The 23,511-nt window shown below is 50.3% G+C and carries 21 protein-coding genes; 19 read left to right on the top strand and 2 right to left on the bottom strand.

Annotation, left to right across the window (positions count from 1 at the left end):
- The first annotated feature begins 66 nt into the window (after nucleotides 1-66).
- From ACTHTG_RS05365 to ACTHTG_RS05340, 6 genes are all read left to right on the top strand, one after another.
- Nucleotides 67-372 (top strand): chorismate mutase, encoded by a 306-nt coding sequence (locus tag ACTHTG_RS05365; RefSeq protein WP_440360561.1) that lies wholly within the window; start codon nucleotides 67-69, stop codon nucleotides 370-372.
- A gap of 76 nt (nucleotides 373-448) precedes the next feature.
- Nucleotides 449-769 (top strand): cupin, encoded by a 321-nt coding sequence (locus ACTHTG_RS05360; RefSeq protein WP_440360560.1) that lies wholly within the window; start codon nucleotides 449-451, stop codon nucleotides 767-769.
- A gap of 74 nt (nucleotides 770-843) precedes the next feature.
- Nucleotides 844-2,559 carry a DUF262 domain-containing protein gene (locus ACTHTG_RS05355; protein ID WP_440360559.1) on the top strand — a complete coding sequence of 572 codons (1,716 nt, stop codon included), beginning with the start codon at nucleotides 844-846 and terminating at the stop codon, nucleotides 2,557-2,559.
- A 36-nt stretch (nucleotides 2,560-2,595) separates the two neighbouring features.
- Nucleotides 2,596-4,092: an NADH-quinone oxidoreductase subunit M gene (locus tag ACTHTG_RS05350; protein ID WP_440360558.1), complete on the top strand. Its 1,497-nt coding sequence runs from the start codon at nucleotides 2,596-2,598 to the stop codon at nucleotides 4,090-4,092.
- Nucleotides 4,093-4,101: 9 nt separating this feature from the next.
- A complete protein-coding gene (gene nuoN, locus ACTHTG_RS05345; protein ID WP_004519130.1) occupies nucleotides 4,102-5,544 on the top strand; it encodes an NADH-quinone oxidoreductase subunit NuoN in 1,443 nt (480 codons plus the stop codon).
- A 220-nt stretch (nucleotides 5,545-5,764) separates the two neighbouring features.
- Nucleotides 5,765-6,064 (top strand): DUF2818 family protein, encoded by a 300-nt coding sequence (locus ACTHTG_RS05340; RefSeq protein ID WP_039861891.1) that lies wholly within the window; start codon nucleotides 5,765-5,767, stop codon nucleotides 6,062-6,064.
- Nucleotides 6,065-6,214: 150 nt separating this feature from the next.
- On the opposite strand, the gene ACTHTG_RS05335 is transcribed toward ACTHTG_RS05340, so the two are convergent.
- Complete coding sequence (locus ACTHTG_RS05335; RefSeq protein ID WP_224783379.1) at nucleotides 6,215-6,820, bottom strand: hypothetical protein; 606 nt, start codon at nucleotides 6,818-6,820, stop codon at nucleotides 6,215-6,217.
- A 532-nt stretch (nucleotides 6,821-7,352) separates the two neighbouring features.
- Here ACTHTG_RS05335 and frr point away from each other — a divergent pair.
- From frr to murJ, 13 genes are all read left to right on the top strand, one after another.
- Nucleotides 7,353-7,910 (top strand): ribosome recycling factor, encoded by a 558-nt coding sequence (gene frr / locus ACTHTG_RS05330; protein WP_004519127.1) that lies wholly within the window; start codon nucleotides 7,353-7,355, stop codon nucleotides 7,908-7,910.
- 57 nt (nucleotides 7,911-7,967) lie between these two features.
- On the top strand, nucleotides 7,968-8,714 hold the full coding sequence (locus ACTHTG_RS05325; protein WP_004519126.1) for an isoprenyl transferase: 747 nt from the start codon (nucleotides 7,968-7,970) through the stop codon (nucleotides 8,712-8,714).
- Between the two features lie 5 nt (nucleotides 8,715-8,719).
- Nucleotides 8,720-9,514: a phosphatidate cytidylyltransferase gene (locus ACTHTG_RS05320; protein ID WP_049335758.1), complete on the top strand. Its 795-nt coding sequence runs from the start codon at nucleotides 8,720-8,722 to the stop codon at nucleotides 9,512-9,514.
- Nucleotides 9,515-9,547: 33 nt separating this feature from the next.
- Nucleotides 9,548-10,297 (top strand): SIMPL domain-containing protein, encoded by a 750-nt coding sequence (locus tag ACTHTG_RS05315; RefSeq protein ID WP_003747899.1) that lies wholly within the window; start codon nucleotides 9,548-9,550, stop codon nucleotides 10,295-10,297.
- A 117-nt stretch (nucleotides 10,298-10,414) separates the two neighbouring features.
- Nucleotides 10,415-11,596, top strand: coding sequence for a 1-deoxy-D-xylulose-5-phosphate reductoisomerase (gene ispC, locus ACTHTG_RS05310; RefSeq protein ID WP_049335842.1), 1,182 nt, complete (start codon nucleotides 10,415-10,417; stop codon nucleotides 11,594-11,596).
- 131 nt (nucleotides 11,597-11,727) lie between these two features.
- The gene (rseP, locus tag ACTHTG_RS05305) at nucleotides 11,728-13,068 is read left to right on the top strand and encodes an RIP metalloprotease RseP (RefSeq protein WP_004519122.1); all 1,341 of its coding nucleotides are present in this window, start codon (nucleotides 11,728-11,730) and stop codon (nucleotides 13,066-13,068) included.
- A 3-nt stretch (nucleotides 13,069-13,071) separates the two neighbouring features.
- Nucleotides 13,072-15,474, top strand: a complete 2,403-nt coding sequence (bamA, locus tag ACTHTG_RS05300; protein WP_070587898.1) for an outer membrane protein assembly factor BamA — start codon at nucleotides 13,072-13,074, stop codon at nucleotides 15,472-15,474.
- Nucleotides 15,475-15,585: 111 nt separating this feature from the next.
- Entirely contained in the window at nucleotides 15,586-16,095 is a 510-nt protein-coding gene (locus tag ACTHTG_RS05295; protein ID WP_039861888.1) for an OmpH family outer membrane protein, read from the top strand.
- Between the two features lie 100 nt (nucleotides 16,096-16,195).
- Nucleotides 16,196-17,236, top strand: coding sequence for a UDP-3-O-(3-hydroxymyristoyl)glucosamine N-acyltransferase (gene lpxD / locus ACTHTG_RS05290; RefSeq protein ID WP_004519119.1), 1,041 nt, complete (start codon nucleotides 16,196-16,198; stop codon nucleotides 17,234-17,236).
- A 74-nt stretch (nucleotides 17,237-17,310) separates the two neighbouring features.
- Nucleotides 17,311-17,760, top strand: a complete 450-nt coding sequence (fabZ, locus tag ACTHTG_RS05285) for a 3-hydroxyacyl-ACP dehydratase FabZ (protein WP_003681704.1) — start codon at nucleotides 17,311-17,313, stop codon at nucleotides 17,758-17,760.
- A 74-nt stretch (nucleotides 17,761-17,834) separates the two neighbouring features.
- Complete coding sequence (lpxA, locus tag ACTHTG_RS05280) at nucleotides 17,835-18,611, top strand: acyl-ACP--UDP-N-acetylglucosamine O-acyltransferase (protein ID WP_004519117.1); 777 nt, start codon at nucleotides 17,835-17,837, stop codon at nucleotides 18,609-18,611.
- A gap of 159 nt (nucleotides 18,612-18,770) precedes the next feature.
- Nucleotides 18,771-19,946 carry a lipid-A-disaccharide synthase gene (lpxB, locus tag ACTHTG_RS05275; protein ID WP_440360557.1) on the top strand — a complete coding sequence of 392 codons (1,176 nt, stop codon included), beginning with the start codon at nucleotides 18,771-18,773 and terminating at the stop codon, nucleotides 19,944-19,946.
- A gap of 9 nt (nucleotides 19,947-19,955) precedes the next feature.
- Complete coding sequence (gene murJ, locus ACTHTG_RS05270) at nucleotides 19,956-21,494, top strand: murein biosynthesis integral membrane protein MurJ (RefSeq protein WP_440360556.1); 1,539 nt, start codon at nucleotides 19,956-19,958, stop codon at nucleotides 21,492-21,494.
- A gap of 91 nt (nucleotides 21,495-21,585) precedes the next feature.
- Here murJ and thiC read toward each other — a convergent pair whose 3' ends face one another.
- Nucleotides 21,586-23,475: a phosphomethylpyrimidine synthase ThiC gene (thiC, locus tag ACTHTG_RS05265; RefSeq protein ID WP_049344950.1), complete on the bottom strand. Its 1,890-nt coding sequence runs from the start codon at nucleotides 23,473-23,475 to the stop codon at nucleotides 21,586-21,588.
- Nucleotides 23,476-23,511: the final 36 nt, after the last annotated feature.

Here is a 23,511-nt window from a genome sequence, read left to right as displayed (position 1 = left end):
ATTTCAGACGGCCTATCTATAGTTTGTGTGTATAGGGGCCGTCTAAAAAAGAAAATTTGAGCAACAATGATTGAAGACAAATTACCGCAAACCCTGGACGAAGTCCGCGAAGCCATTGATGGTTTGGACAAGGGATTAATCGAATTACTCGCCCGTCGGCAGAAATTGGTACGGCAGGCTGGTCGTCTGAAACCTAAAAACGATGTGCGGGCGGTTTCCGCGCCTGAACGGGTGGCTCAAGTGATTTCCTCGCGCCGCGCTTATGCCGAAAAGGCCGGTTTGTCGCCTGAAGTAGCAGAAGCAATTTGGCGCAGCATGATTGATGCGTTCATTAAACTTGAGATGGACACCAACCGTACCGACGGGGCGTAGTCAAAATCTTCGGATAACGGTTTTGACAAGAAAAATAGGGAAGAGGCCGTCTGAAATATAAAGGCGAGAAAAAACCATGTCGGACACACAAACCATCCGCTCCGCCGAATTTACCGCTTCCCGCGCATGGGGCGCACTCGACATCGCCAATATGAACGGCACCACCGTACGCCTGCACTGGACGAACCAGCCCTACACATGGCACATCAACGACGGCGAGGAAGTGTTTGCTGTGATGGATGGCGAAGTTGAGATGCACTACCGAGAAAACGGCGAAGAACACATCGTTCGTTTAAAAAGCGGAGATATCTTCTATGCAGGAATCGGTGCGGAACACGTCGCCCACCCGCGCGGCGAAGCGCGGATTTTAGTGATTGAGAAAGAAGGCAGTGTTTAGGGCGGATACGCATAAGTATTATGTGCTTTTTCAGGTAGCCTGAAAATCATAAATCTATCAACGAGACTTTAATCATGGCAAATCTAAATGTGAGCAGTAAAAAAATTATTAATCTGCTAGGTAATCAAGATATGCAGGAAAAATATTTTATCATTCCTGAATATCAACGCCCCTATCGCTGGGATACCGAAAAATGCGCCGTATTATGGTCTGATATTGTGGATTTTCGTCAGTCGTCCACAGGAAAAAATGAAGAATATTTTCTTGGTACAATCGTCGTTTGCCCCAATGAAAAAGGTAATTTGGAAGTAATTGATGGGCAACAGCGTTTAACATCATTACTGCTGTTATTGCGTGCGTTTTATCGAGTTTTAGAGCAAACGGAAAGTACCCCCGATACCGCAGCCAAAATTACCACACTTAAAAGCAAAATTGCCCCCTGTATTTGGGATGTTGATGTTCTAACGGCTGAAATTACCGATAGAACCGCAATCCGGCTGCATACGCAAGTTGCCACAGAAACAGATAACGAAATTTTGCACGAGATTTTGGCAAACGGTGAAATCTCAGAAGAGTGTCGTTCTAATTACGCTGTTAATTATTTGTATTTCCTGAAACAGTGCCAAGAATACGCCAGAACCAACCCAATGGATTGGTATCATCTTTGTTTAACTATTTTGAATGACTGTATTTTACTTCCGATTGAAAGTGACAGTTTAAATAGTGCATTAACCATATTTTCCACATTAAACGATAGGGGCTTGCCTTTGTCGGATGCAGATATTTTTAAAGCCAGGCTTTATAAGATGGCGCAGCAGAAAGATAAATTTGTTGAACAATGGAAGGAACTTGTTGCGTTGGCAGAGGGTGCATCTATTTCCGTAGATGATTTGTTCCGCTATTACACCCATGTATTAAGGGCGAAAGAAAAGATTACGGATAAAGAAATTGGGCTTCGCCGTTTTTATACTGACGACCGAAACAAACAGTTGGAAAACGAAAATTTGTTCAATCACTTAATTGAGCTGGCTGGATTTTGGCAGGATATTAACAACAGCAAAACTAACCAAGACGTGGAAACTTCGAACTTTGTAAATGACGAGGCGGCCAAGTGGCTGCAATGTCTGAATGTCTATCCTAATGAGTTTTGGAAATACGCCGCGAGTGTGTTCTTCATTGCAAACAAGGGTGCGCAATCCTTTAAAGATGATTTTGCAGCATTATTAAAACAGCTTACTGCATTTTTGTATGCTAAATTTTTAGTTGCGCCAACCGTAACCGCAATTAAAGATGATATTTATAAATTATGTGTTGCGATTTATCACGGTGAGAAAAACGCTTTATCATATGTTATGCCTGCACCCATACACTATGAACAAAATACAGGACGTATAACTAAAGGGTTGTTAATGATTAATGCTTATCTATTTGATAAAGAGCAGAAATTATTGCCAACTAAAACTGAAATCGAACATATCTTTCCGAAAAAATGGCAGGAAACTAACTATAATGGTTGGTCAATCATAGATGCGGAACAATATTTAGAACAATTAGGTAATAAAATTGTTTTTGAAAAACGGTTAAATATTCAGGCAGGTAACGGCTATTTTGGTAAGAAAAAGGAGCACTATCAAAAATCCGATATTGTTGAAGTGCGTAAATTAGCAGGTGAAAATGCCAATGATTGGTTGCCGAGTGATATTCAGAAACGCCAGCAGCAGATTGTGGATAGATTGAAACAGTTTTTCGATAATTGTTTTGAAGCAGCCAGCATCCCCAAAAAAAATTAACTTTTCCAATAACCTCCAAACCAAACAGGTAACGCAATGTTTTCTAACCATCTTCTCAGCTTGGCAATATGGATACCCATTGCCGCAGGTGTGCTGGTTTTGGCGACCGGTAAAGACAGCCGTGCGCCGCTGGCGCGTGTGCTTGCCTTCATGGGTGCGCTTGCCGGTTTCTTGGTAACGCTGCCCTTGTTTACCGGTTTCGACCGTTTGAGCGGCGGCTATCAGTTTACCGAGTTCCACGAGTGGATTCCGCTTCTGAAAATCAACTACGCATTGGGCGTGGACGGTATTTCAGTGCTCTTTATCATCTTGAATGCGTTTATTACGCTGTTGGTGGTATTGGCCGGTTGGGAAGTCATTCAGAAACGTCCGGCGCAGTATATGGCGGCATTCCTGATGATGTCGGGTTTGATTAACGGCGCGTTTGCCGCGCAGGATGCGATTCTGTTTTATGTGTTCTTCGAGGGTATGCTGATTCCGCTGTACCTGATTATCGGTGTATGGGGCGGTCCGCGCCGCGTCTATGCGTCGGTCAAGCTGTTCCTCTATACGCTGATGGGTTCGCTCTTGATGCTGGTTGCCATGGTTTACCTGTACTATCAAACAGGCAGCTTCTCTATTGTCGATTTCCAAAACATCAAACAGATTCCGTTGGGCGTACAGCAGCTTTTGTTTGTGGCATTCTTCCTGTCATTTGCCGTAAAAGTGCCGATGTTCCCTGTGCACACTTGGTTGCCGGATGCCCACGTTGAAGCGCCGACCGGCGGTTCGATGGTGTTGGCAGCAATTACGCTGAAACTGGGTGCGTATGGTTTCTTGCGCTTTATCCTGCCGATTATGCCGGACGCGGCACGCTATTTTGCCCCTGTGATCATCGTATTGAGCCTGATTGCCGTGATTTACATCGGTATGGTGGCTTTGGTGCAAACCGATATGAAAAAACTGGTGGCGTACTCTTCCATCAGCCATATGGGTTTTGTCACTTTAGGCATGTTCCTGTTTGTGAACGGCCAACTGAATGACTGGGCATTGAAAGGCGCAATCATTCAAATGATTTCCCACGGTTTTGTGTCCGCCGCGATGTTTATGTGTATCGGCGTGATGTACGACCGCCTGCATACCCGCAATATTGCCGATTATGGCGGCGTGGTCAATGTGATGCCTAAGTTTGCGGCGTTTATGATGTTGTTCGGTATGGCCAATGCCGGTCTGCCTGCAACTTCCGGCTTTGTGGGCGAGTTTATGGTGATTATGGGCGCGGTTAAAGTGAATTTCTGGGTAGGTGCGTTGGCTGCTATGACTCTGATTTACGGTGCGTCTTATACCCTGTGGATGTACAAACGCGTTATTTTTGGTGCGATTCACAATCCGCACGTTGCCGAAATGAAAGACATCAATTGCCGCGAATTTGCGATTTTGGCGATTTTGGCGGTTGCTGTATTGGGCATGGGTCTGTATCCGCAAGCGTTTATCGAAGTAGTGCATCAAGCGGCAAACGATTTGATTGCCCATGTGGCACAAAGCAAGATTTGAGGTGTGTAAATGAACTGGTCTGATTTGAATTTAATGCCCGCCATGCCCGAAATCGTGCTGCTTGCGCTATTGGGTGTCGTATTGCTGGCAGACTTGTGGATTTGCGATAAAAGCCGCTATCTGACCCATCTGATGAGTTTGGGAACGGTCATCATCGTGGCCGTCACCCAATTGGCGGTATGGGAGCAGGGTAGTGTCGATGCCTTTCACGGTATGTATATTGCAGATGGCATGTCCCGTTTGGCAAAACTGGTGCTGTATGCGCTGACGTTTGGTCTGTTTATTTACAGTAAACCGTACAACCAAGACCGCCAAATCTTTAAAGGCGAGTTTTACACCCTGTCATTGTTTGCCCTGTTGGGTATGAGCGTCATGGTCAGCTCGGCACATTTCTTGACTGCGTATATCGGTTTGGAATTGTTGTCTTTGTCGCTGTACGCCATGATTGCCCTGCGCCGCGACTCCGGCCGCTCTGCCGAGGCCGCGCTGAAATACTTCGTATTGGGCGCGTTGGCCTCCGGTTTGCTGCTCTATGGTATTTCTATGGTTTACGGCGCCACCGGTTCCCTTGATTTTGCTTCCGTCTTGGCTTCTGCTTTCAATGAGCAGGCCAATGAATGGTTGTTGAAATTGGGTATGGTATTTATCGTAGTCGCCATTGCATTTAAATTGGGTGCGGTTCCATTCCATATGTGGGTACCCGATGTGTACGATGGTGCGCCGACCTCTGTTACCGCCTTTGTGGGTACGGCTCCGAAAATCGCCGCCGTTGTCTTTGCGTTCCGTATCCTTGTTACCGGTATGGGTACCATACATTCAGACTGGGCGCCGATGTTGGCCATTCTTGCCGTTGCTTCTTTGGTGGTCGGTAACCTTGCCGCCATCATGCAAACCAATATCAAACGTATGCTTGCCTATTCTACCGTATCGCACATGGGCTTTATCCTGTTGGCGTTTATGGCAGGCGCAGTCGGCTTTACTGCAGGTTTGTATTACGCCATTACCTATGCTTTGATGGCGGCAGTCAGCTTCGGTGTTTTGATGGTATTGTCCACCAAAGACATTGAATGTGAAAACATCAAAGACCTCGCAGGCCTTAACCAACGCCATGCATGGTTTGCCTTCCTGATGTTGCTGTCTATGTTCTCCATGGCGGGTATTCCGCCGCTGATGGGCTTCTACGCCAAATTCGGCGTGATTATGGCTCTCTTGAAACAAGGCCATGTTTGGTTGTCCGTATTTGCCGTCATCATGTCGCTGATTGGTGCGTTCTACTACCTGCGCGTGGTCAAAGTCATCTACTTCGATGCACCTGATCATGACCAGCCGGTCGGCAGCAACTATGCCGCCAAATTTGTCCTGACGGTCAATGCCTTCCTACTGCTCCTGTGGGGTATCATGCCGCAAACCGTTATCGACTGGTGTGCCAAAGCATTGATAAATACCCTGTAAGCTTCAAACAAAACCAACGGCGGCTGTTCCAAAGCCGCCGTTTTTGTTAGGATTCGCATTCGGATGAAATATACCCAAAGTTCAGACGGCCTCAAGCCTTTGAGCAATCATCAAGCGGGCATCATCAAGATATTGAATATTCCACGGATAATAATGGGCAAGAATGCCCATTTAACATGTTAAAATCACACACAGGCCGTCTGAAAACAGAAAGACCATCATGACCGCATCCATGTACATTCTTTTGTTGTTGGCACTTATCTTTGCCAACGCACCATTTATTACCACCAAATTCTTCGGCATCGTCGCCCTGAAACGCAAACATATCGGCCATCACTTGATCGAATTGCTGGCAGGTTTCCTTCTTACCGCGATCCTCGCCTATATCCTCGAATCGCGAGCTGGTGCCGTACATGCCCAAGATTGGGAGTTTTACGCGACCGTTGTCTGCCTCTACCTGATTTTTGCTTTCCCATGCTTTGTATGGCGTTACTTTTGGAATGAGAGAAATAGAGAGTAGGATTTGAATTAGGAAAAGGCCGTCTGAAAGATTTTCAGACGGCCTTTTTATATCAAGTAAGGATTGTTTTAGGGATGAGCTTTGGAACATTGACCTGGAGTTGCCATATTCAGTTTCATAATGGCAGCTTTGGCAACATCTTCAGAAATTTCAGTTACTGCCGGTATGGGTATTGGCTGTTTCTGGTAACAAGAAACCTTTGTTTTGCAAGTCACCTAAGCAATTAACAACAATATCTTTAGTTACAGAGATAAATGCCTGATCCAGATTACTATGGGGAGTCAGCTCTTTGGGTGTGGAGGTTAAACCAATAGTAGTCACAATAGCGTGATTAAATTCGGAACGGTTTAATTCTTTTTTGCCATCTGAGTAGCTACAGTAGAATTGATAGTAATCCTGAACTGTACTGCCTGCTAATCCGAAAGTCAGACCTGTTTTTATACCGTTACCTACTGCACCACCAATATTGGCGATATTGTTGGCATGGATTTTCAGGCTGTTTTGGGCTTGCGGGTCTACTGTTACAATCTTTGTTCCGTTTAGTGCAATTTTGGCAGCTTTTGTTAGAGCCGGATTTACTTTAGGGAAAGATTTACCATTACGCTCGAACTCTCCCTCTAAACGTATAGGATAAGGTTGATTTGGTACTTTCAAATCACTTTGTTTATATTTTTGATATTCGGTTGAAGTATAGGGATGTGGTACAACACAGGCAGAAAGCGCTAATGCTGAGCATAGGATGAGTAATTTGTTCATAGATATTCTCCAGTTAATTTGCATTTATCTGTTTGTTTTCAGGTGAATTAAATAACGTATTCGAATAAAACCAATTATAACGTAATACAGTTTTTATACAAATTTTGCAAACTAAATGTGAAAATTTGCATGGGAAGGCAGGTTGTTATATTGGATCTACCTTGCGAACTTCATTACTTTAGAGAGAAGGTTTCCGATAGTGATGGTAGATGTCGAGGGCAAGTTAACTTTAATTACCAAGAGTACAACTGTGAGCTTTTGAGTTATTAAGATTAGATTTCGATTGAAAATGATAGGGAGATTTCAGTTTGGGTCAGTTGGTAAATAAATTAAGCCAAAAGGCCGAGTTGATGTAGTTGCTTGAAACAATAAAGGTCGTCTGAAAGATTTTCAGACGGCCTTTATTTTGTTTGATGTTAAATATCGGTTAGAAAACAAGGCTGTTGGGGCGTAAAGCCTTGTCGTGGGGGCGGTTTAACGGTACTATTCTCGGTTAATTCTGTTTTATTCCTATGAAATTGAAAGTATTAAGATGATTAATGATATTCAAAAGACAGCTGAAGGCAAAATGCAGCGTTCTCTGGAAGTATTGAAAGACAATTTGGCTAAAGTACGTACCGGCCGTGCGCATACCGGCCTGCTCGACCAAGTGGAAGTGGAATACTGGGGCAGCATGGTACCTGTGAGCCAAGTGGCGAACGTGACGCTTTTGGATGCGCGTACGATCGGTGTGAAACCTTTCGAGAGCAATATGGCTTCAAAAGTTGAGAAAGCGATCCGTGATTCCAACTTGGGCCTGAACCCTGCTTCTGTCGGTGATTTGATCCGTGTTCCAATGCCTATGTTGACTGAGGAACGCCGTAAGGATCTGATCAAAGTGGTACGCAGCGAGGCAGAAGAGGGTCGTGTGTCTATCCGCAATGTGCGCCGTGATGCAAACGACCACATCAAAAAACTGTTGAAAGACAAAGAGATTTCTGAAGATGAAGCACGCCGTGGCGAGGAAGCGGTTCAGAAGTTGACCGACAAATACATTGCTGAGGCAGACAAGCTCTTGGCTGCCAAAGAAGAAGATTTGATGGCGATTTAATCCTGTGTGCAAACCGTTCAGACGGCCTTTGGACGGTTTGCTCCCTGAAAGGCAGACATGAAAAGCAGTACGCAGACGATTTTGGAACACTCTGCCATCCCCCGACATATTGCTGTGATTATGGACGGCAACGGACGTTGGGCAAAGAAGCGTTTTCTTCCCCGTGTGATGGGGCATAAGCGCGGCTTGGATGCGCTGGAGAACATGGTGAAGCATTGTGCTGAATTGGGTGTGCGGTATTTGACCGTGTTTGCTTTTTCAACTGAAAACTGGCGACGCCCCGAGGAAGAGGTTTCTTTTCTGATGGGGCTGTTTTTGCAGGCTTTGCAAAAGCAGGTGCGCCGTTTGCACGATAACAATATGCGCTTGAGAGTCATCGGCAGCCGTGAGCGGTTTAATGCTGAAATCCTGAAGGGGATTGAGGCGGCAGAAGCGTTGACGGCAAACAATACCGGTTTGACTTTGAGCATTGCCGCCGATTATGGCGGCCGCTGGGATATTTTGCATGCGGCAAATCAGTTGATTGCCGAGGGTGCAACTGAGATTACGGAAGAGGCGTTGTCGCGTTATTTGATGTTGGGCGATGCACCCGAGCCGGATTTGTTTATCCGAACCGGTGGCGAGACGCGCATCAGTAATTTCCTGCTGTGGCAGATGGCGTATGCGGAATTGTATTTTACGGATACGCTGTGGCCTGATTTTAATGAGAAATCGTTGAACGAGGCGATTGTTTCGTTCCAAAAACGGGAGCGCCGCTTCGGGCGGACTTCCGAACAGCTGCCGGTTGAGCAGCAACGGGGTTGAGAACTATGTTGAAACAACGAATTTTAACGGCGCTGTGGCTTTTGCCGCTGATGCTGGGTATGCTGTTTTATGCACCTATGTGGCTGTGGGCTGCGTTTTGCGGCCTGATTGCCATGCTGACTTTGTGGGAATATGCCCGCATGAGTGGCTTGGACAAGCTGAAAATCAACCATTATTTGGCTTCAACGCTGGTGTTCGGCGTGATTGCCTATGCCGGCGGTTGGCAGTTGCCTGATTTGGTTTGGTATGTCGTATTGGCGTTTTGGCTGATTGTCATGCCTTGGTGGCTGAAAGCAAAATGGAAGTTAAACGGCGGCTGGCAGGCTTACACAGTCGGTTGGTTGTTGGTGATGCCGTTTTGGTTCGCACTGGTTTACCTGCGCCCTCAGCCTGAAGACGCGCTGTCTTTATTGGCGATTATGGGTTTGGTGTGGGTGGCCGATATTGGTGCATATTTCTGCGGCAAATCGTTTGGCAAGCGCAAAATTGCGCCGACCATCAGTCCGGGTAAAAGCTGGGAGGGTGCGATCGGCGGCGCATTATGCGTTGCCGTGTACATGACCATCGTATGGAAAGCCGGTTGGCTGGCTTTTGAAGCCGGTTGGTTCAAAACGATTTTGATCGGCTTGATTCTGACCGTTGTCAGCGTGTGCGGCGATTTGCTGGAAAGCTGGCTCAAACGTGCGACCGGTATCAAAGACAGCAGTAATCTGCTGCCGGGACACGGCGGCGTGTTCGACCGTGTGGACAGCCTGATTGCCGTTATCAGCATTTATGCCACCTTTGTATATTTGTTTTAAACCGCCTGTCTCATATGGTTGGGGGAGCTGATTATGTCCGAACAAAAACAGATTTCATCTTTATCGATCTTGGGCGTATTGTTGGCACTCGGATTGATGGCTGCAGCGTTTATTTTGGGCGTGCAGTTTAAGAATCTGCGTCAGCCGGGGACGATTACCGTAAAAGGTTTGGCGGAGAAAAACTTCCAATCCGACAGCGCAACGTGGAATACGGGCGTGAACGCGCACGGCGAGAGCTATCAGGAAGTTTTGGATTTACTGACGGCAAGACGCAAGAAGCTGTCTAAGTTTTTGGGTGAGCAAGGCTTTACGGCGGCTGAAATGAAAGTGGGTCTGCCTGAAGTGTCGCGCGTCTTCAATGAAACCCGCGACGAATTAGGCAACGTAACCCGCACGCCCAACGGCTACGATGGCGACCTCAATATTGTGGTCAACACCAAAAAATTGGACAAAATCCAAGCCGCCCAGCGTGCCATTTTGAATTTCCGTGCGCAAAACGAATTTATCCGCTTCGACAATCCGCAATATTTGTTGGGCAATTTGGAAACCATCAAACGCGATTTGATTACGCAGGCGACTGAGGATGCGCAGAAACGCGCGGCCGAATTTGCCAAAACCGGCGGCGGCAAAGTGGGTGCCATGCGTTCTGCTTCGCAAGGCTCGTTCAACATCTATGCCGACACCGGCAGCAGCGAGGACGACGAGTACGGCGGTTCTTACGATAAAAGCACCGTCGGCAAACAAGTCCGACTGGTTGTTACCATCGAATACGGCATTGAGTAATTCTTTCAGACGGCCTTTTCAGCTGGGAGGCAAAAGGCCGTCTGAAAATTGGAAACGGCAAAGAAATTTATTTCAAACACAATGAATACCGTTTGCACAGCACACAAAGAACACACCATGACACAACAAGTTCTGACCATATTAGGCAGCACCGGCAGCATAGGCGAAAGCACTTTAGACGTTGTTTCCCGCCATCCCGAAAAATTCCGCGTGTTCGCGCTGGCAGGGCATAGGCAGGTGGACAAGCTGGTGGCACAATGCAAACAGTTCCGCCCGGAATATGCCGTTGTCGGCGATGCTGACCATGCGGCCGAGTTGGAAAAGAAACTCAAACAAGAAGGCATCAATACGCAGGTTTTATATGGTTCTCAAGCCTTGATTGATGTCGCCTCTGCCGATGAAGTCAGCGGCGTGATGTGTGCCATTGTCGGCGCGGCTGGCTTGCCGTCGGCTTTGGCTGCCGCTCAAAAAGGCAAAACCATTTATCTGGCAAACAAAGAAACACTGGTGGTTTCCGGCGCATTGTTTATGGAAACCGCCCGTCAAAACGGCGCCACCGTCTTGCCGATTGACAGCGAACACAACGCCATCTTCCAAGTATTGCCAAGGGATTACACAGGCCGTCTGAATGAGCACGGTATCAATTCGATTATTCTGACCGCATCAGGCGGCCCCTTCCTTAACACCGATTTAAGTACATTTGACAGCATTACGCCCGAGCAGGCGGTCAAACATCCGAATTGGAGCATGGGTCGCAAAATTTCCGTCGATTCCGCGTCAATGATGAATAAGGGCTTGGAGTTGATTGAGGCGCATTGGCTGTTTAACTGTCCGCCGGAAAAACTGGAAGTCGTCATTCATCCGCAATCCGTGATACACAGCATGGTGCGTTATCGCGATGGTTCGGTATTGGCGCAGTTGGGTAATCCCGATATGCGTACGCCGATTGCTTATTGTTTGGGCCTGCCCGAACGTATCGACTCCGGCGTGGGCGAGCTGGATTTCGGCGCATTGTCCGCATTGACCTTCCAAAAGCCTGACTTTGACCGTTTCCCATGTCTGAAACTTGCCTATCAGGCAATGAATGCAGGCGGCGCCGCGCCTTGTGTGTTGAACGCCGCCAACGAAGTTGCCGTGGCCGCTTTTTTAGATAAACGCATCAAGTTTACCGATATTGCCAAAGTCGTTGCCCACTGCCTTGCACAAGATTTTTCAGACGGCCGTTACGATATCGAAGGCCTGCTGGCGCAAGACGCGCAAACACGCAGACAGGCAGAAGCCTTTATCGGCAAACAATAAAGTTTCAATGACAGGCCGTCTGAAACGTCAACCGCTTGGCATTTAGGCAGACAAAATGGAACAACTGCCTTTATAATCGGTTTTCAGACGGCCTTATCCGTTGATCATCACATTCCATACAGGGGATTTTTTTGCAAACCTTTTTAGCCTTTATCGTCGCCATTCTGATTTTGGTCAGCCTGCATGAGTTCGGACACTATATTGTTGCCCGCTGGTGCGGCGTTAAAGTCGTGCGCTTTTCCGTCGGCTTCGGTAAGCCCTTTTTCACCCGAAAACGCGGCGATACCGAGTGGTGTCTTGCCCCGATTCCGCTGGGCGGTTACGTTAAAATGGTCGATACGCGCGAAGGCGAGGTGGCAGAAGCAGATTTGCCCTACGCCTTTGACAAGCAGCATCCGGCCAGGCGCATCGCCATTGTCGCTGCCGGTCCTTTGACTAATTTGATTTTGGCCGTTTTGCTTTACGGTTTGAGCTTTTCCTTCGGCGTGACCGAGTTGCGCCCCTATGTCGGCATGGTCGAACCTGCCAGTATTGCCGCCAAAGCAGGTTTTCAGGCGGGTGATAAGATTGTATCGGTCAACGGAATCGCCGTTAAAGACTGGAGCGATGCACAAACCGAGATGGTGTTGAACCTTGAAGCCGGTCCTGTAAAAGTTGCTGTTCAGACGGCCTCAAATACCCAAGCCATCCGCATAATTGATGCCGCCGGCACGCCTGAAGCAGGTAAAGTTGCGAAAAACCAAGGCAACATCGGCCTTTTGCCTTTTAGAATTACTAACCGCATCGGTAAAGTCTTGGCCAAAAGTCCCGCCGAAAAAGCAGGTTTGAAGGAAAACGACAAACTGCTGACTGCTGATGGGAAGCCCATCGAAAGCTGGCAAGCATGGACGGAACTCTTCCGCGCCAGCCCCGGCAAACGAATCGAGCTGACTTACGAGCGTGACGGTAAAATACTGGCGACCGCTATCCGGCCGGACAGCGTCGAGCAGTCAGCAGGCGTGCTGGTGGGTAGAGCCGGGCTTGCTGCCCAGGCGGATAAAGAGTGGGATAAGACCATCCGCTACCGTTATACACCTTCCGTTGCCCAAGCCTTTGAATTGGGTTGGAACAAAACCGTCAACTATTCGTGGACGACCCTCAAATTTTTCGGAAAACTGGTTACGGGCAATGCCTCTTTGAACCATATTTCCGGCCCCCTGACCATTGCCGATGTCGCCGGACAATCCGCCAAACTCGGATTGCAGAGCTACCTCGAATTTCTGGCCTTGGTCAGCATCAGCTTAGGCGTGTTGAACCTTTTGCCCATCCCCGTTTTAGACGGCGGACATTTGGTTTTTTATACCGCCGAATGGATACGCGGAAAGCCTTTGAGCGAGCGCATACAGGCAGTCGGCCTGCGCTTCGGACTGGCAGCCATGCTTTTGATGATGGCTGTGGCTTTCTTTAATGACATCAACCGTTTGTTTGGATAATTTATGAAACTGAACCAGATTGCTTCCGCTTTAATGGTATTGAGCCTGTCTCCACTGGCATTGGCTGACTTTACCATTCAGGACATCCGCGTCGAAGGCCTGCAGCGCACCGAGCCGAGTACCGTCTTCAACTACCTGCCCGTTAAAGTCGGTGATAATTTCAATGATGCGCGCAGTGAAGAAATCATCAAAAAACTCTACGCAACCGGTTTCTTTGACGACGTACGCGTCGAAACCATGGACAATCAAGTCCTGCTGACCGTGATTGAGCGTCCAACCATCAGCTCGCTCAATATTACCGGCGCGAAAATGCTGCAAAACGATGCCATCAAGAAAAACCTTGAAGCCTTCGGTTTGGCGCAATCCCAATACTTCAACCAAGCAACGCTGAACCAAGCCGTTGCCGGTTTGAAAGAAGAGTATTTGAGCCGTGGCAAACAGTCTGTCCAAATCACTCCGACTGTAACCAAACTCGCCCGTAACCGCGTATCTATCGATATTGCCATCGAAGAGGGCAAATCTACCAAGATTACCGATATTTCCTTTGAAGGCAACGAAGTTTATTCCGACCGCCGCCTGCTGAAACAAATGTCCCTGAGCGAAGGTGGTATGTGGACTTGGATCACTAAGAGCAATCAGTTCAATGAGCAAAAATTTGCTCAGGACATGGAAAAAATCACCAATTACTACCAAAACAACGGCTACTTCAACTTCCGCATTTTGGATACCGACATCCAAACCAACGAAGACAAAACTAAGCAAACCATTAAAGTAACCGTCAGCGAAGGCGACCGCTTCCGTTGGGGCAATGTACGCATCGAAGGCGATACGCTGGAAGTGCCGAAAGAAGATTTGGAAAAACTGCTGACCATGAAGCCGGGCAAATGGTACGAGCGCGCGCAAATGTCCAATTCGCTCGAAGCCATCCAAAACCGCATGGGTCAGGCAGGTTACGCATTCAGCGAAATCAATGTCCAACCGATTCCCAATGCCGAAACGCATACCGTTGATTTTGTGCTGACCGTTCAGCCGGGCCGCAAAATCTATGTGAACGAAATCAACATTACCGGCAACAACAAAACCCGTGACGAAGTCATTCGCCGCGAGTTGCGCCAAATGGAATCGGCGCCTTACGACTCTGCCAAACTGCAACGTTCTAAAGAGCGCGTTGAGTTGTTGGGCTACTTCGACAACGTTCAATTTGATGCGGTTCCTGTGGCCAATACCCCTGACCAAGTTGACCTGAACATGAGCCTGACCGAACGTTCTACCGGCTCGCTCGACTTGAGCGCAGGTTGGGTTCAGGATACCGGTTTGGTGATGTCTGCCGGCGTGGCTCAAGACAACCTGTTCGGTACGGGTAAATCCGTTGCCCTGCGCGCTTCCCGCAGTAAAACCACAGTAAACGGCTCGTTGTCGTTTACCGACCCATACTTCACACCTGACGGCGTAAGCTTGGGCTACGACCTTTACGGCAAGTCTTACGACCCGCGTAAAGCTTCTTCCAGCGCGAAACAATATAAAACTACAACTTTCGGCGGCGGTTTGCGTATCGGTATTCCGGTTACCGAATATGACCGTGTAAACTTCGGTTTGGCCGCAGAGCGTCTGACCGTGAATACCTACAAAGGCGCGCCTAAACGCTATGCTGACTTTATCAACCAATACGGTAAAGGCGACGGCAGCGGCGTGGGTAACTTCAAAGGCTGGTTGTACAAAGGTACCATCGGCTGGGGCCGCAACAAAACCGACAATGCCTTGTGGCCGACCCGCGGTTACCTGACCGGCGTAAACGGCGAAATCGCCTTGCCGGGCAGCGACCTGCAATACTACACCTTGACCCACAACCAAACTTGGTTCTTCCCATTGAGCAAAGATTTCACGCTGATGCTGGGTGGCGAAGTCGGTTATGGCAACGGCTACGGCAAAACCAAAACCATGCCGTTCTTTGAAAACTTCTACGGCGGCGGCTTAGGCTCCGTCCGCGGTTTTGAAAGCGGTACGCTGGGCCCGAAAGTCTATGACGAATACGGCGAGAAAATCAGCTACGGCGGTAACAAAAAAGCCAACGTTTCCGCAGAGTTGCTCTTCCCGATGCCGGGCATTAAAGATTCGCGTACCGTCCGTCTGAGCCTGTTTGCCGATGCGGGCAGCGTGTGGGATGACAAAACTTACAACGACAGCAGCAGCAATTCTTATTACACCAACGGCGCGCTCCAAAACGTGTATGGCGTAGGCACAACGCACAAATCGACATTCAAAAACGAATTGCGTTACTCTGCCGGTGCTGCCGTGACTTGGCTCTCTCCGCTGGGTCCGATGAAGTTCAGTTATGCTTATCCGATTAAGAAAAAAGAAGGCGACGAAATCCAACGCTTCCAATTCCAACTCGGTACGACATTCTGATGATGTTTAGGCCGTCTGAAACCGGGTTTGTCCGTTTCAGACGGCCTCATGGCAGATTGGCGGCAAGCTTATTGCAAACCGCCCGTTTGTTTTCAAGCAAGGATTTTTATCATGAGTAAAATAGCCGACACCCTCCGTGTCCTCACCGTAGCCCTGCCGGGTTTCGTGCTGTTGCCGCAAGCGGCGGCGGATGGAGTGCAGAAAATCGGTTTTATCAATACCGAGCGCGTTTATCAGGAATCCAAGCAGGCGCAAAGCATTCAGATGACTTTGGAAAAAGAGTTCAAAAGCCGTCAAACCGCCTTGCAAAAGTTGCAACAGGAAGGCGAGGCTTTGGAGCGAAAACTGAGCGGCGACAAGCTCAGCGACAGCCAAAGGGAAGCGGAAACCCAAAAGTGGCGCAATCTGGTACAGAAATTCCGCAAGGAGCAGGCCGAGTTGGCAGAAGACTACAATCTGCGCCGCAATGAAGAATTCGCCGCGCTCCAGCAAAATGCCAACCGCGTCATCGTCGATTTAGCCAAGCGCGAAGGTTACGACTTCATCTTGCAGGACGTGATTTACGTCAACGGCCGTTACGACATTACCGACAGCGTTATCAAAGCCCTAAATGCTCACTGACTCTGCTCGGCAGCGAATGTGATATATAGACAAACCTAAGGCCGTCTGAAACCCAAACCGGCATCTTTCAGACGGCCTGACATCTTGACGGCAGATTATCATGACTTCACAAGCATACACCCTGTCCCAAATCGTTTCCCAACTCGGCGGCGAATGGAAAGGCGAAGACATCGCCATTACCGCCGTCCGTCCGTTGGATCAGGCGCAGGCGGAACACATCAGCTTTTTGGCCAATCCGAAATACAAAGCCGAAGTACACGACAGCCAGGCAGGCGCAGTGATTGTGTCGCCGAAAGCCGCAGACGAATTTGCAGGCCGCAACCTGATTGTGGCTGCCGACCCTTATCTTTATTTTGCCAAAGTGGCACGATTGTTCTCGCCGATTGTCAAAGCACAGGGCAGCGTACATCCGACTGCCGTTGTCGAGGCCAGCGCCAAAGTGCCGGCAAGCTGCGAAATCGGCGCGAATGCCTATATCGGCGCGAATGCCGTATTGGGCGAAGGCTGCCGTATTTTGGCCAATGCCGTTGTCCAACACGATTGCACGTTGGGCGATGAAGTCGTGTTGCATCCCAACTCCGTCATCTATTACGGCTGCACTTTGGGCAACCGTGTCGAAATCCACAGCGGCGCCGTCATCGGCGCGGACGGTTTCGGCTTGGCCTTTGCCGGCGATTCATGGTTTAAAATTCCGCAAACCGGCGCAGTCACGCTGGGCGATGATGTGGAAATCGGTTCGAACACCAATATCGACCGCGGCGCAATGAGCGATACGACCGTCGGCAACGGCACCAAAATCGACAACCAAGTCCAAATCGGCCACAACTGCAAAATCGGTTCGCACACCGTTATCGCCGCCAAGACCGGTATTTCCGGCAGCGTCACCATCGGCAATTATTGTATTATCGGCGGCGGCGTCGGCACGGTCGGACACATCGAAATCGCCGATAAAACCACCATCGGCGGCGGTACATCCGTTACCCACAGCATTACCGAAAGCGGCCAGCATCTGGCCGGTATTTTCCCGATGTCGGGCTACAAAGACTGGGCGCGCAATGCCGTTTATATCCACCGTTTGAGCGAAATGAACAAACGCCTCAAAACGCTGGAGAAACAGCTTGCCGACAGCGACGAAGCCTAAAGGCGGCGCAAACAGTCCGCGCCCCCGCATCCGAATACGTTTAAACCCAATACAAACAAGGAAAGACGAACATCATGGACGTACAACTCCCGATTGAAGCCAAAGACATTCAAAAACTTATCCCACACCGTTATCCGTTTTTGCAACTCGACCGCATTACTGCGTTCGAACCGATGAAAACCCTGACTGCGATTAAAAACGTCACCATGAACGAGCCGCAGTTCCAAGGCCACTTTCCCGACCTGCCCGTGATGCCCGGCGTGCTGATTATCGAAGCCATGGCGCAAGCGTGCGGCACACTCGCCATCCTCAGCGAAGGCGGCCGCAAAGAAAACGAATTCTTCTTCTTCGCCGGTATTGACGACGCCCGTTTCAAACGCCAAGTCATCCCCGGCGACCAACTGGTTTTTGAAGTCGAGCTGCTGACCAACAAACGCGGTATCGGCAAATTTAACGCCGTTGCCAAAGTCGACGGCCAAGTTGCCGTTGAAGCCGTGATTATGTGCGCCAAACGCGTGGTGTAAGAATGGGACAGGCCGTCTGAAAGTTCAGACGGCATCTTGCAGGCAATACCTGTATCAGACAGCAAGGAGACAGCATGACCCTTATCCATCCGATCGCCGTCATCGACCCTAAAGCCGAACTTGACTCCAGCGTCAAAGTCGGCCCATACAGCATCATCGGCCCCAATGTGCAAATCGGCGCGAATACCGAAATCGGCCCGCACGTCGTCATCAACGGTCATACGACCATCGGTGAAAACAACCGCATTTTCCAATTTGCCAGCCTCGGCGAAATTCCGCAGGACAAAAAATACCGCGACGAGCCGACCAAGCTGATTATCGGCAACGGCAACACCATCCGCGAATTTACGACGTTCAACCTCGGTACGGTTACCGGCATCGGCGAAACCCGTATCGGCGACGACAACTGGATTATGGCCTACTGCCACCTCGCCCATGACTGCGTGGTCGGCAACCATACCATCTTCGCCAACAACGCCTCACTTGCAGGTCACGTTACCATCGGCGACTACGTCGTCTTGGGCGGCTACACGCTGGTGTTCCAATTCTGCCAAATCGGTGACTACGCCATGACCGCGTTTGCCGCCGGCGTACACAAAGACGTACCGCCGTACTTTATGGCTGCAGGCTACCGCGCCGAACCGGCCGGCCTCAACAGCGAAGGTATGCGCCGCAACGGTTTCACTGCCGAACAGATTGCCTCCGTCAAAGATGCGTATAAAACCATTTACCATCGCGGCATTCCGTTTGAAGAAGCTAAGACAGAGATTCTGAAACGCGCCGAAACCCAAAGCGAATTGGCGGTATTTAAAGACTTTTTTGCACAATCCACACGCGGCATTATCCGTTGATTGATGGATTGAAGGCCGTCTGAAACTTTTTCAGACGGCCTTTGGATTGCAAAAATCCGCGTAGTAGGGCAGGTTTCTGCCCGTTTGCTGTCGATGCCGTCTGAAAACGGTTGGGCAAATGACCGCCCCAAAATCTTTTAGCTTCCGAACCTCAACAATATGAACTCCAATCCTTCCCCCCTTATCGCCATCAGCGTCGGCGAAGCTTCCGGCGACTTGCTCGGCGCACATTTAATCCGTGCCATTAAGGCGCGTTGCCCGAATGCGCGGTTTACCGGCATCGGCGGCGAGCGCATGAAGGCGGAGGGTTTTGAGAGTTTGTACGATCAGGAAAAGCTGGCGGTGCGCGGTTTTGTTGAGGTCATCAAACGCCTGCCGCAGATTTTGAAAATCCGCAAAGGGCTGGTGAACGATTTGCTCCGCCTCAAGCCGGATGTGTTTATCGGCATCGATGCGCCGGACTTTAATCTCGGCGTGGCCGAAAAACTCAAGCAGGCAGGCATTCATACCATTCATTATGTCAGCCCGTCGGTTTGGGCGTGGCGGCGCGAACGGGTCAATAAAATCGTACATCAGGTCAACCGCGTGTTGTGCCTATTTCCGATGGAACCGCAGCTATATATCGATGCCGGCGGCAAGGCTGAGTTTGTCGGCCATCCGATGGCGCAAACCATGCCGGTGGAAGCGGATAGGGCGGCGGCACGGCAGAAGCTGGGCGTACCTGCGGACGTGCCCGTGTTTGCCATCTTGCCCGGCAGCCGCGTGAGCGAAATCGATTACATGGCGGCGGTGTTTTTTCAGACGGCCTTATTGCTGCTGAAACGTTATCCGAAGGCACAGTTTTTGCTGCCTGTGGCGACGGCCGCAACGCGCAAACGCATTAGTGAAATTTTGGCGCAGCCTGAGTTCGCAGCCCTTCCCATCACGCTGACCGACAAGCAGTCGGATACGGTTTGCGCCGCTGCCGACGTGGTATTGGTCACCAGCGGTACGGCGACTTTGGAAGTGGCCTTGTGCAAGCGGCCTATGGTCATCAGCTACAAAATTTCGCCGCTGACTTATGCGTATGTGAAACGCAAAATCAAAGTGCCGCATGTTGGTTTACCCAATATTCTGTTGGGTAAAGCCGCCGTTCCCGAGCTGCTGCAACACGATGCCGTCCCTGAAAAACTGGCGCAGGCTGTCGCAGACTGGTATGACTGCCCTGAAGCCGTGGCTGCGTTGAAACAGGATTTCCACACCTTGCATCTGCTGTTGAAAAAAGATACGGCGGCATTGGCGGCGGCGGCAGTATTGGAAGAAGCCGGATTTTCAGACGGCCTGAAAGACAAGTAAGGAAAACACATGAATTTATTGGGAGCCTTGGCCAAGGTTGGCAGCCTGACGATGGTGTCGCGCATTTTGGGCTTTGTGCGCGATACGATTATTGCCCGTGCGTTTGGTGCAGGCATGGCGACGGATGCGTTTTTTGTCGCGTTCAAACTGCCCAACCTGTTGCGGCGCGTGTTCGCAGAGGGCGCGTTTGCCCAAGCCTTCGTGCCGATTTTGGCGGAATACAAAGAAACCCGCTCACCCGAAGCCACGCAGGCGTTTGTGCGTCATGTGGCCGGTATGTTGTCGTTTGTGTTGGTCATCGTTACCGCGCTGAGCATCCTCGCTGCGCCGTGGGTGATTTATGTTTCCGCGCCCGGTTTTGCCAAAGATGCCGATAAGTTTCAGCTCTCCATCGACCTGCTGCGGGTAACGTTTCCTTATATTTTATTGATTTCACTATCCTCTTTTGTCGGTTCGATACTCAATTCCTATCATAAATTCGGCATTCCCGCCTTCACACCGACATTTTTGAACATCTCCTTTATCGTCTTTTCCCTGTTTTTCATACCGTATTTCGATCCGCCTGTTATGGCGTTGGCGTGGGCAGTATTTGTCGGCGGCGTGTTGCAGCTGGTGTTCCAACTGCCTTGGTTGGCGAAACTGGGCTTCTTGAAAATGCCCAAACTCAGCTTTAAAGATGCGGCGGTCAACCGCGTGATGAAACAGATGGGGCCGGCTATTTTAGGCGTGAGCGTGGCGCAGATTTCCTTGGTTATCAACACCATTTTTGCCTCGTTTTTGCAGTCCGGCAGCGTGTCATGGATGTATTACGCCGACCGACTGATGGAATTGCCAACCGGTGTTTTGGGCGTGGCACTCGGTACAATCTTATTGCCTACCTTGTCCAAACACGCTGCCAGTCAGGATACCGAGCAATTTTCCGGTCTGCTCGACTGGGGTTTGCGCCTGTGCATGCTGCTGACCCTACCTGCCGCCGTCGGCCTTGCCGTGTTGTCTTTCCCGTTGGTTACGACCTTGTTCATGTACCGTGAATTTACGCTGCACGACGCGCAAATGACCCAACACGCGCTCATTGCTTATTCCTTTGGCTTGATCGGGCTGATTATGATTAAAGTATTGGCACCCGGCTTCTACGCGCGCCAAAACATCAAAACCCCCGTTAAGGTCGCTATTTTCACGCTGATTTGCACACAGTTGATGAACCTCGCTTTCATTTCGCCGCTCAAACACGTCGGTCTGTCCCTTGCTATCGGTTTGGGCGCGTGTCTGAATGCAGGTTTGCTGTTTTTCCTTTTGCGCAAACACGGCATCTACCGCCCCGGTAAATGTTGGGCAGCGTTTTTGGTTAAAATGGTCATCTCTTTGGTCGTCATGGGCGGCGGTTTGTGGCTGGCGCAATATTATCTGCCGTTTGAATGGGTACACGTCGGCGGCTTTAAAAAAGCAGGCCAACTCTGCGTCCTGATTGCCTTGGGCGGCGGCCTCTACTTCGTTTCCCTCGTCGCGCTCGGCTTCCGTCCGCACCATTTCCGCAGGGTGGAAAAATAAGCGGCCGTAGTGCGTATTGCTTTGGCTTAAAGGCTATTCACTAAAAAGGCCGTCTGAAACATTTTCAGACGGCCTTTTCTTGCTTTACGTTTTAACTGTAAAGCTTCGCTCCTTTTTTGACGAACTCAATCGCTTTTTCTTCCATGCCCTGCCGTTGGGCTTTTTGCTTGTCGGCGTAGTCGCGCACTTCCTGCGTGATTTTCATCGAGCAGAATTTGGGACCGCACATTGAGCAGAAGTGGGCGATTTTCGCGCCTTCGGCAGGCAGGGTTTCGTCGTGGAAGCTCTCGGCGCGTTCGGGGTCGAGGCTGAGGCGGAATTGGTCGCGCCAGCGGAACTCGAAACGCGCTTTGCTTAAGGCGTTGTCGCGCAACTGTGCGCCCGGCCAGCCTTTGGCGAGGTCGGCGGCATGGGCGGCGAGCTTGTAGGTGATGATGCCGGTGCGCACGTCTTCTTTGTCGGGCAGGCCGAGATGCTCTTTCGGGGTAACGTAGCAGAGCATGGCTGTGCCGTACCAGCCGATATTGGTCGCGCCTATGCCCGAGGTGATGTGGTCGTAGCCGGGGGCGATGTCGGTAACGAGCGGGCCGAGTGTGTAGAAAGGCGCTTCAAAGCAGTGTTGCAACTCTTCGGTCATGTTTTCTTTCACGCGTTGCAACGGTACATGGCCCGGGCCTTCGATCATGACTTGTACGTCGTGTTTCCACGCTTTGGCAGTCAATTCGCCCAAAGTGTGCAGCTCGGCGAATTGGGATTCGTCGTTGGCATCGGCAATGCAGCCGGGGCGCAGACCGTCGCCGAGGCTGAATGATACGTCGTAGGCTTTCATGATTTCGCAGATTTCGTCGAAATGTGTGTAGAGGAAGTTTTCCTGATGATGGGCGAGGCACCATTTCGCCATGATAGAGCCGCCGCGCGATACGATGCCTGTGAGGCGATCGGCCGTCATTGGCACATAGCGTAGCAATACGCCTGCGTGCAGGGTGAAATAGTCCACGCCTTGTTCTGCCTGCTCGATTAAGGTGTCGCGCACCAAATCCCAAGTCAGGTCTTCGGCGATGCCGCCGGTTTTTTCCAAAGCTTGGTAAATAGGCACAGTACCGATGGGGACGGGCGCGTTGCGGATAATCCATTCGCGTGTTTCGTGGATATGTGCGCCGGTAGACAAATCCATAATCGTGTCCGCGCCCCAACGCAGCGACCACACCATTTTTTCGACTTCTTCGGTCAGGCTGGAGGTTACGGCGGAGTTGCCCAAGTTGCCGTTGATTTTGACGCGGAAGTTGCGGCCGATAATCATCGGTTCGAGTTCGGGATGGTTGATGTTGGCAGGGATGATCGCGCGTCCGGCGGCGATTTCTTGACACACGAATTCGGGCGTGATTTGGTCGGGATGGGTCGGGATATTCGCGCCGAAACTTTGCCCTGCGTGTTGTTTCAAGAGCTTGGCGTATTCAGGCCGTCTGAAAAGCTCGTCCAGCTTCATGCGTTCGCGTATGGCGACAAACTCCATTTCCGGCGTAATGATGCCTTGGCGGGCGTAGTGAAGCTGGGTTACGTTGCGGCCTGCTTTGGCGCGGCGCGGGTGGGTAATTTGGTTGAAACGCAGATGGGCGGTTTTCGGATCGTGCGCGCGTTCAGTGCCGTATTCGCTGGAAAGCTTGGGCAGGATTTCGGTATCGCCGCGTTCGTCCAGCCATGCAGTGCGGACGTGCGGCAAACCTTGTTTCAAGTCGATGTGTGCCGCCGGATCGCCGTATGCGCCGCTGGTGTCGTACACCGGAATCGGTGGATTGGTTTCCGTACCTTGTGCTGTGTAGGTGTCGTCTTGACGGATTTCGCGTAAAGGCACGCGGATGTCGGCGCGGCTGCCCGGGATATAGACGCGGTTGGAATTGGGATATTGGAAGCGGATGCCGATGTCTTCGCTCAAGTCGGAAAGACGGCGCGCCTCATCGCCGGTTTTTTTAGCGGTAGTCATAAAAAATTGCTCCTGTTTTTCGGTTATGAAATGGAA

The organism is Neisseria sp. P0017.S009 (genome assembly GCF_051957375.1).
GTDB lineage: Bacteria > Pseudomonadota > Gammaproteobacteria > Burkholderiales > Neisseriaceae > Neisseria > Neisseria perflava.
Note: the sequence above shows the minus strand (reverse complement) of the source record. Positions and strands in the feature narration are given on the sequence as shown.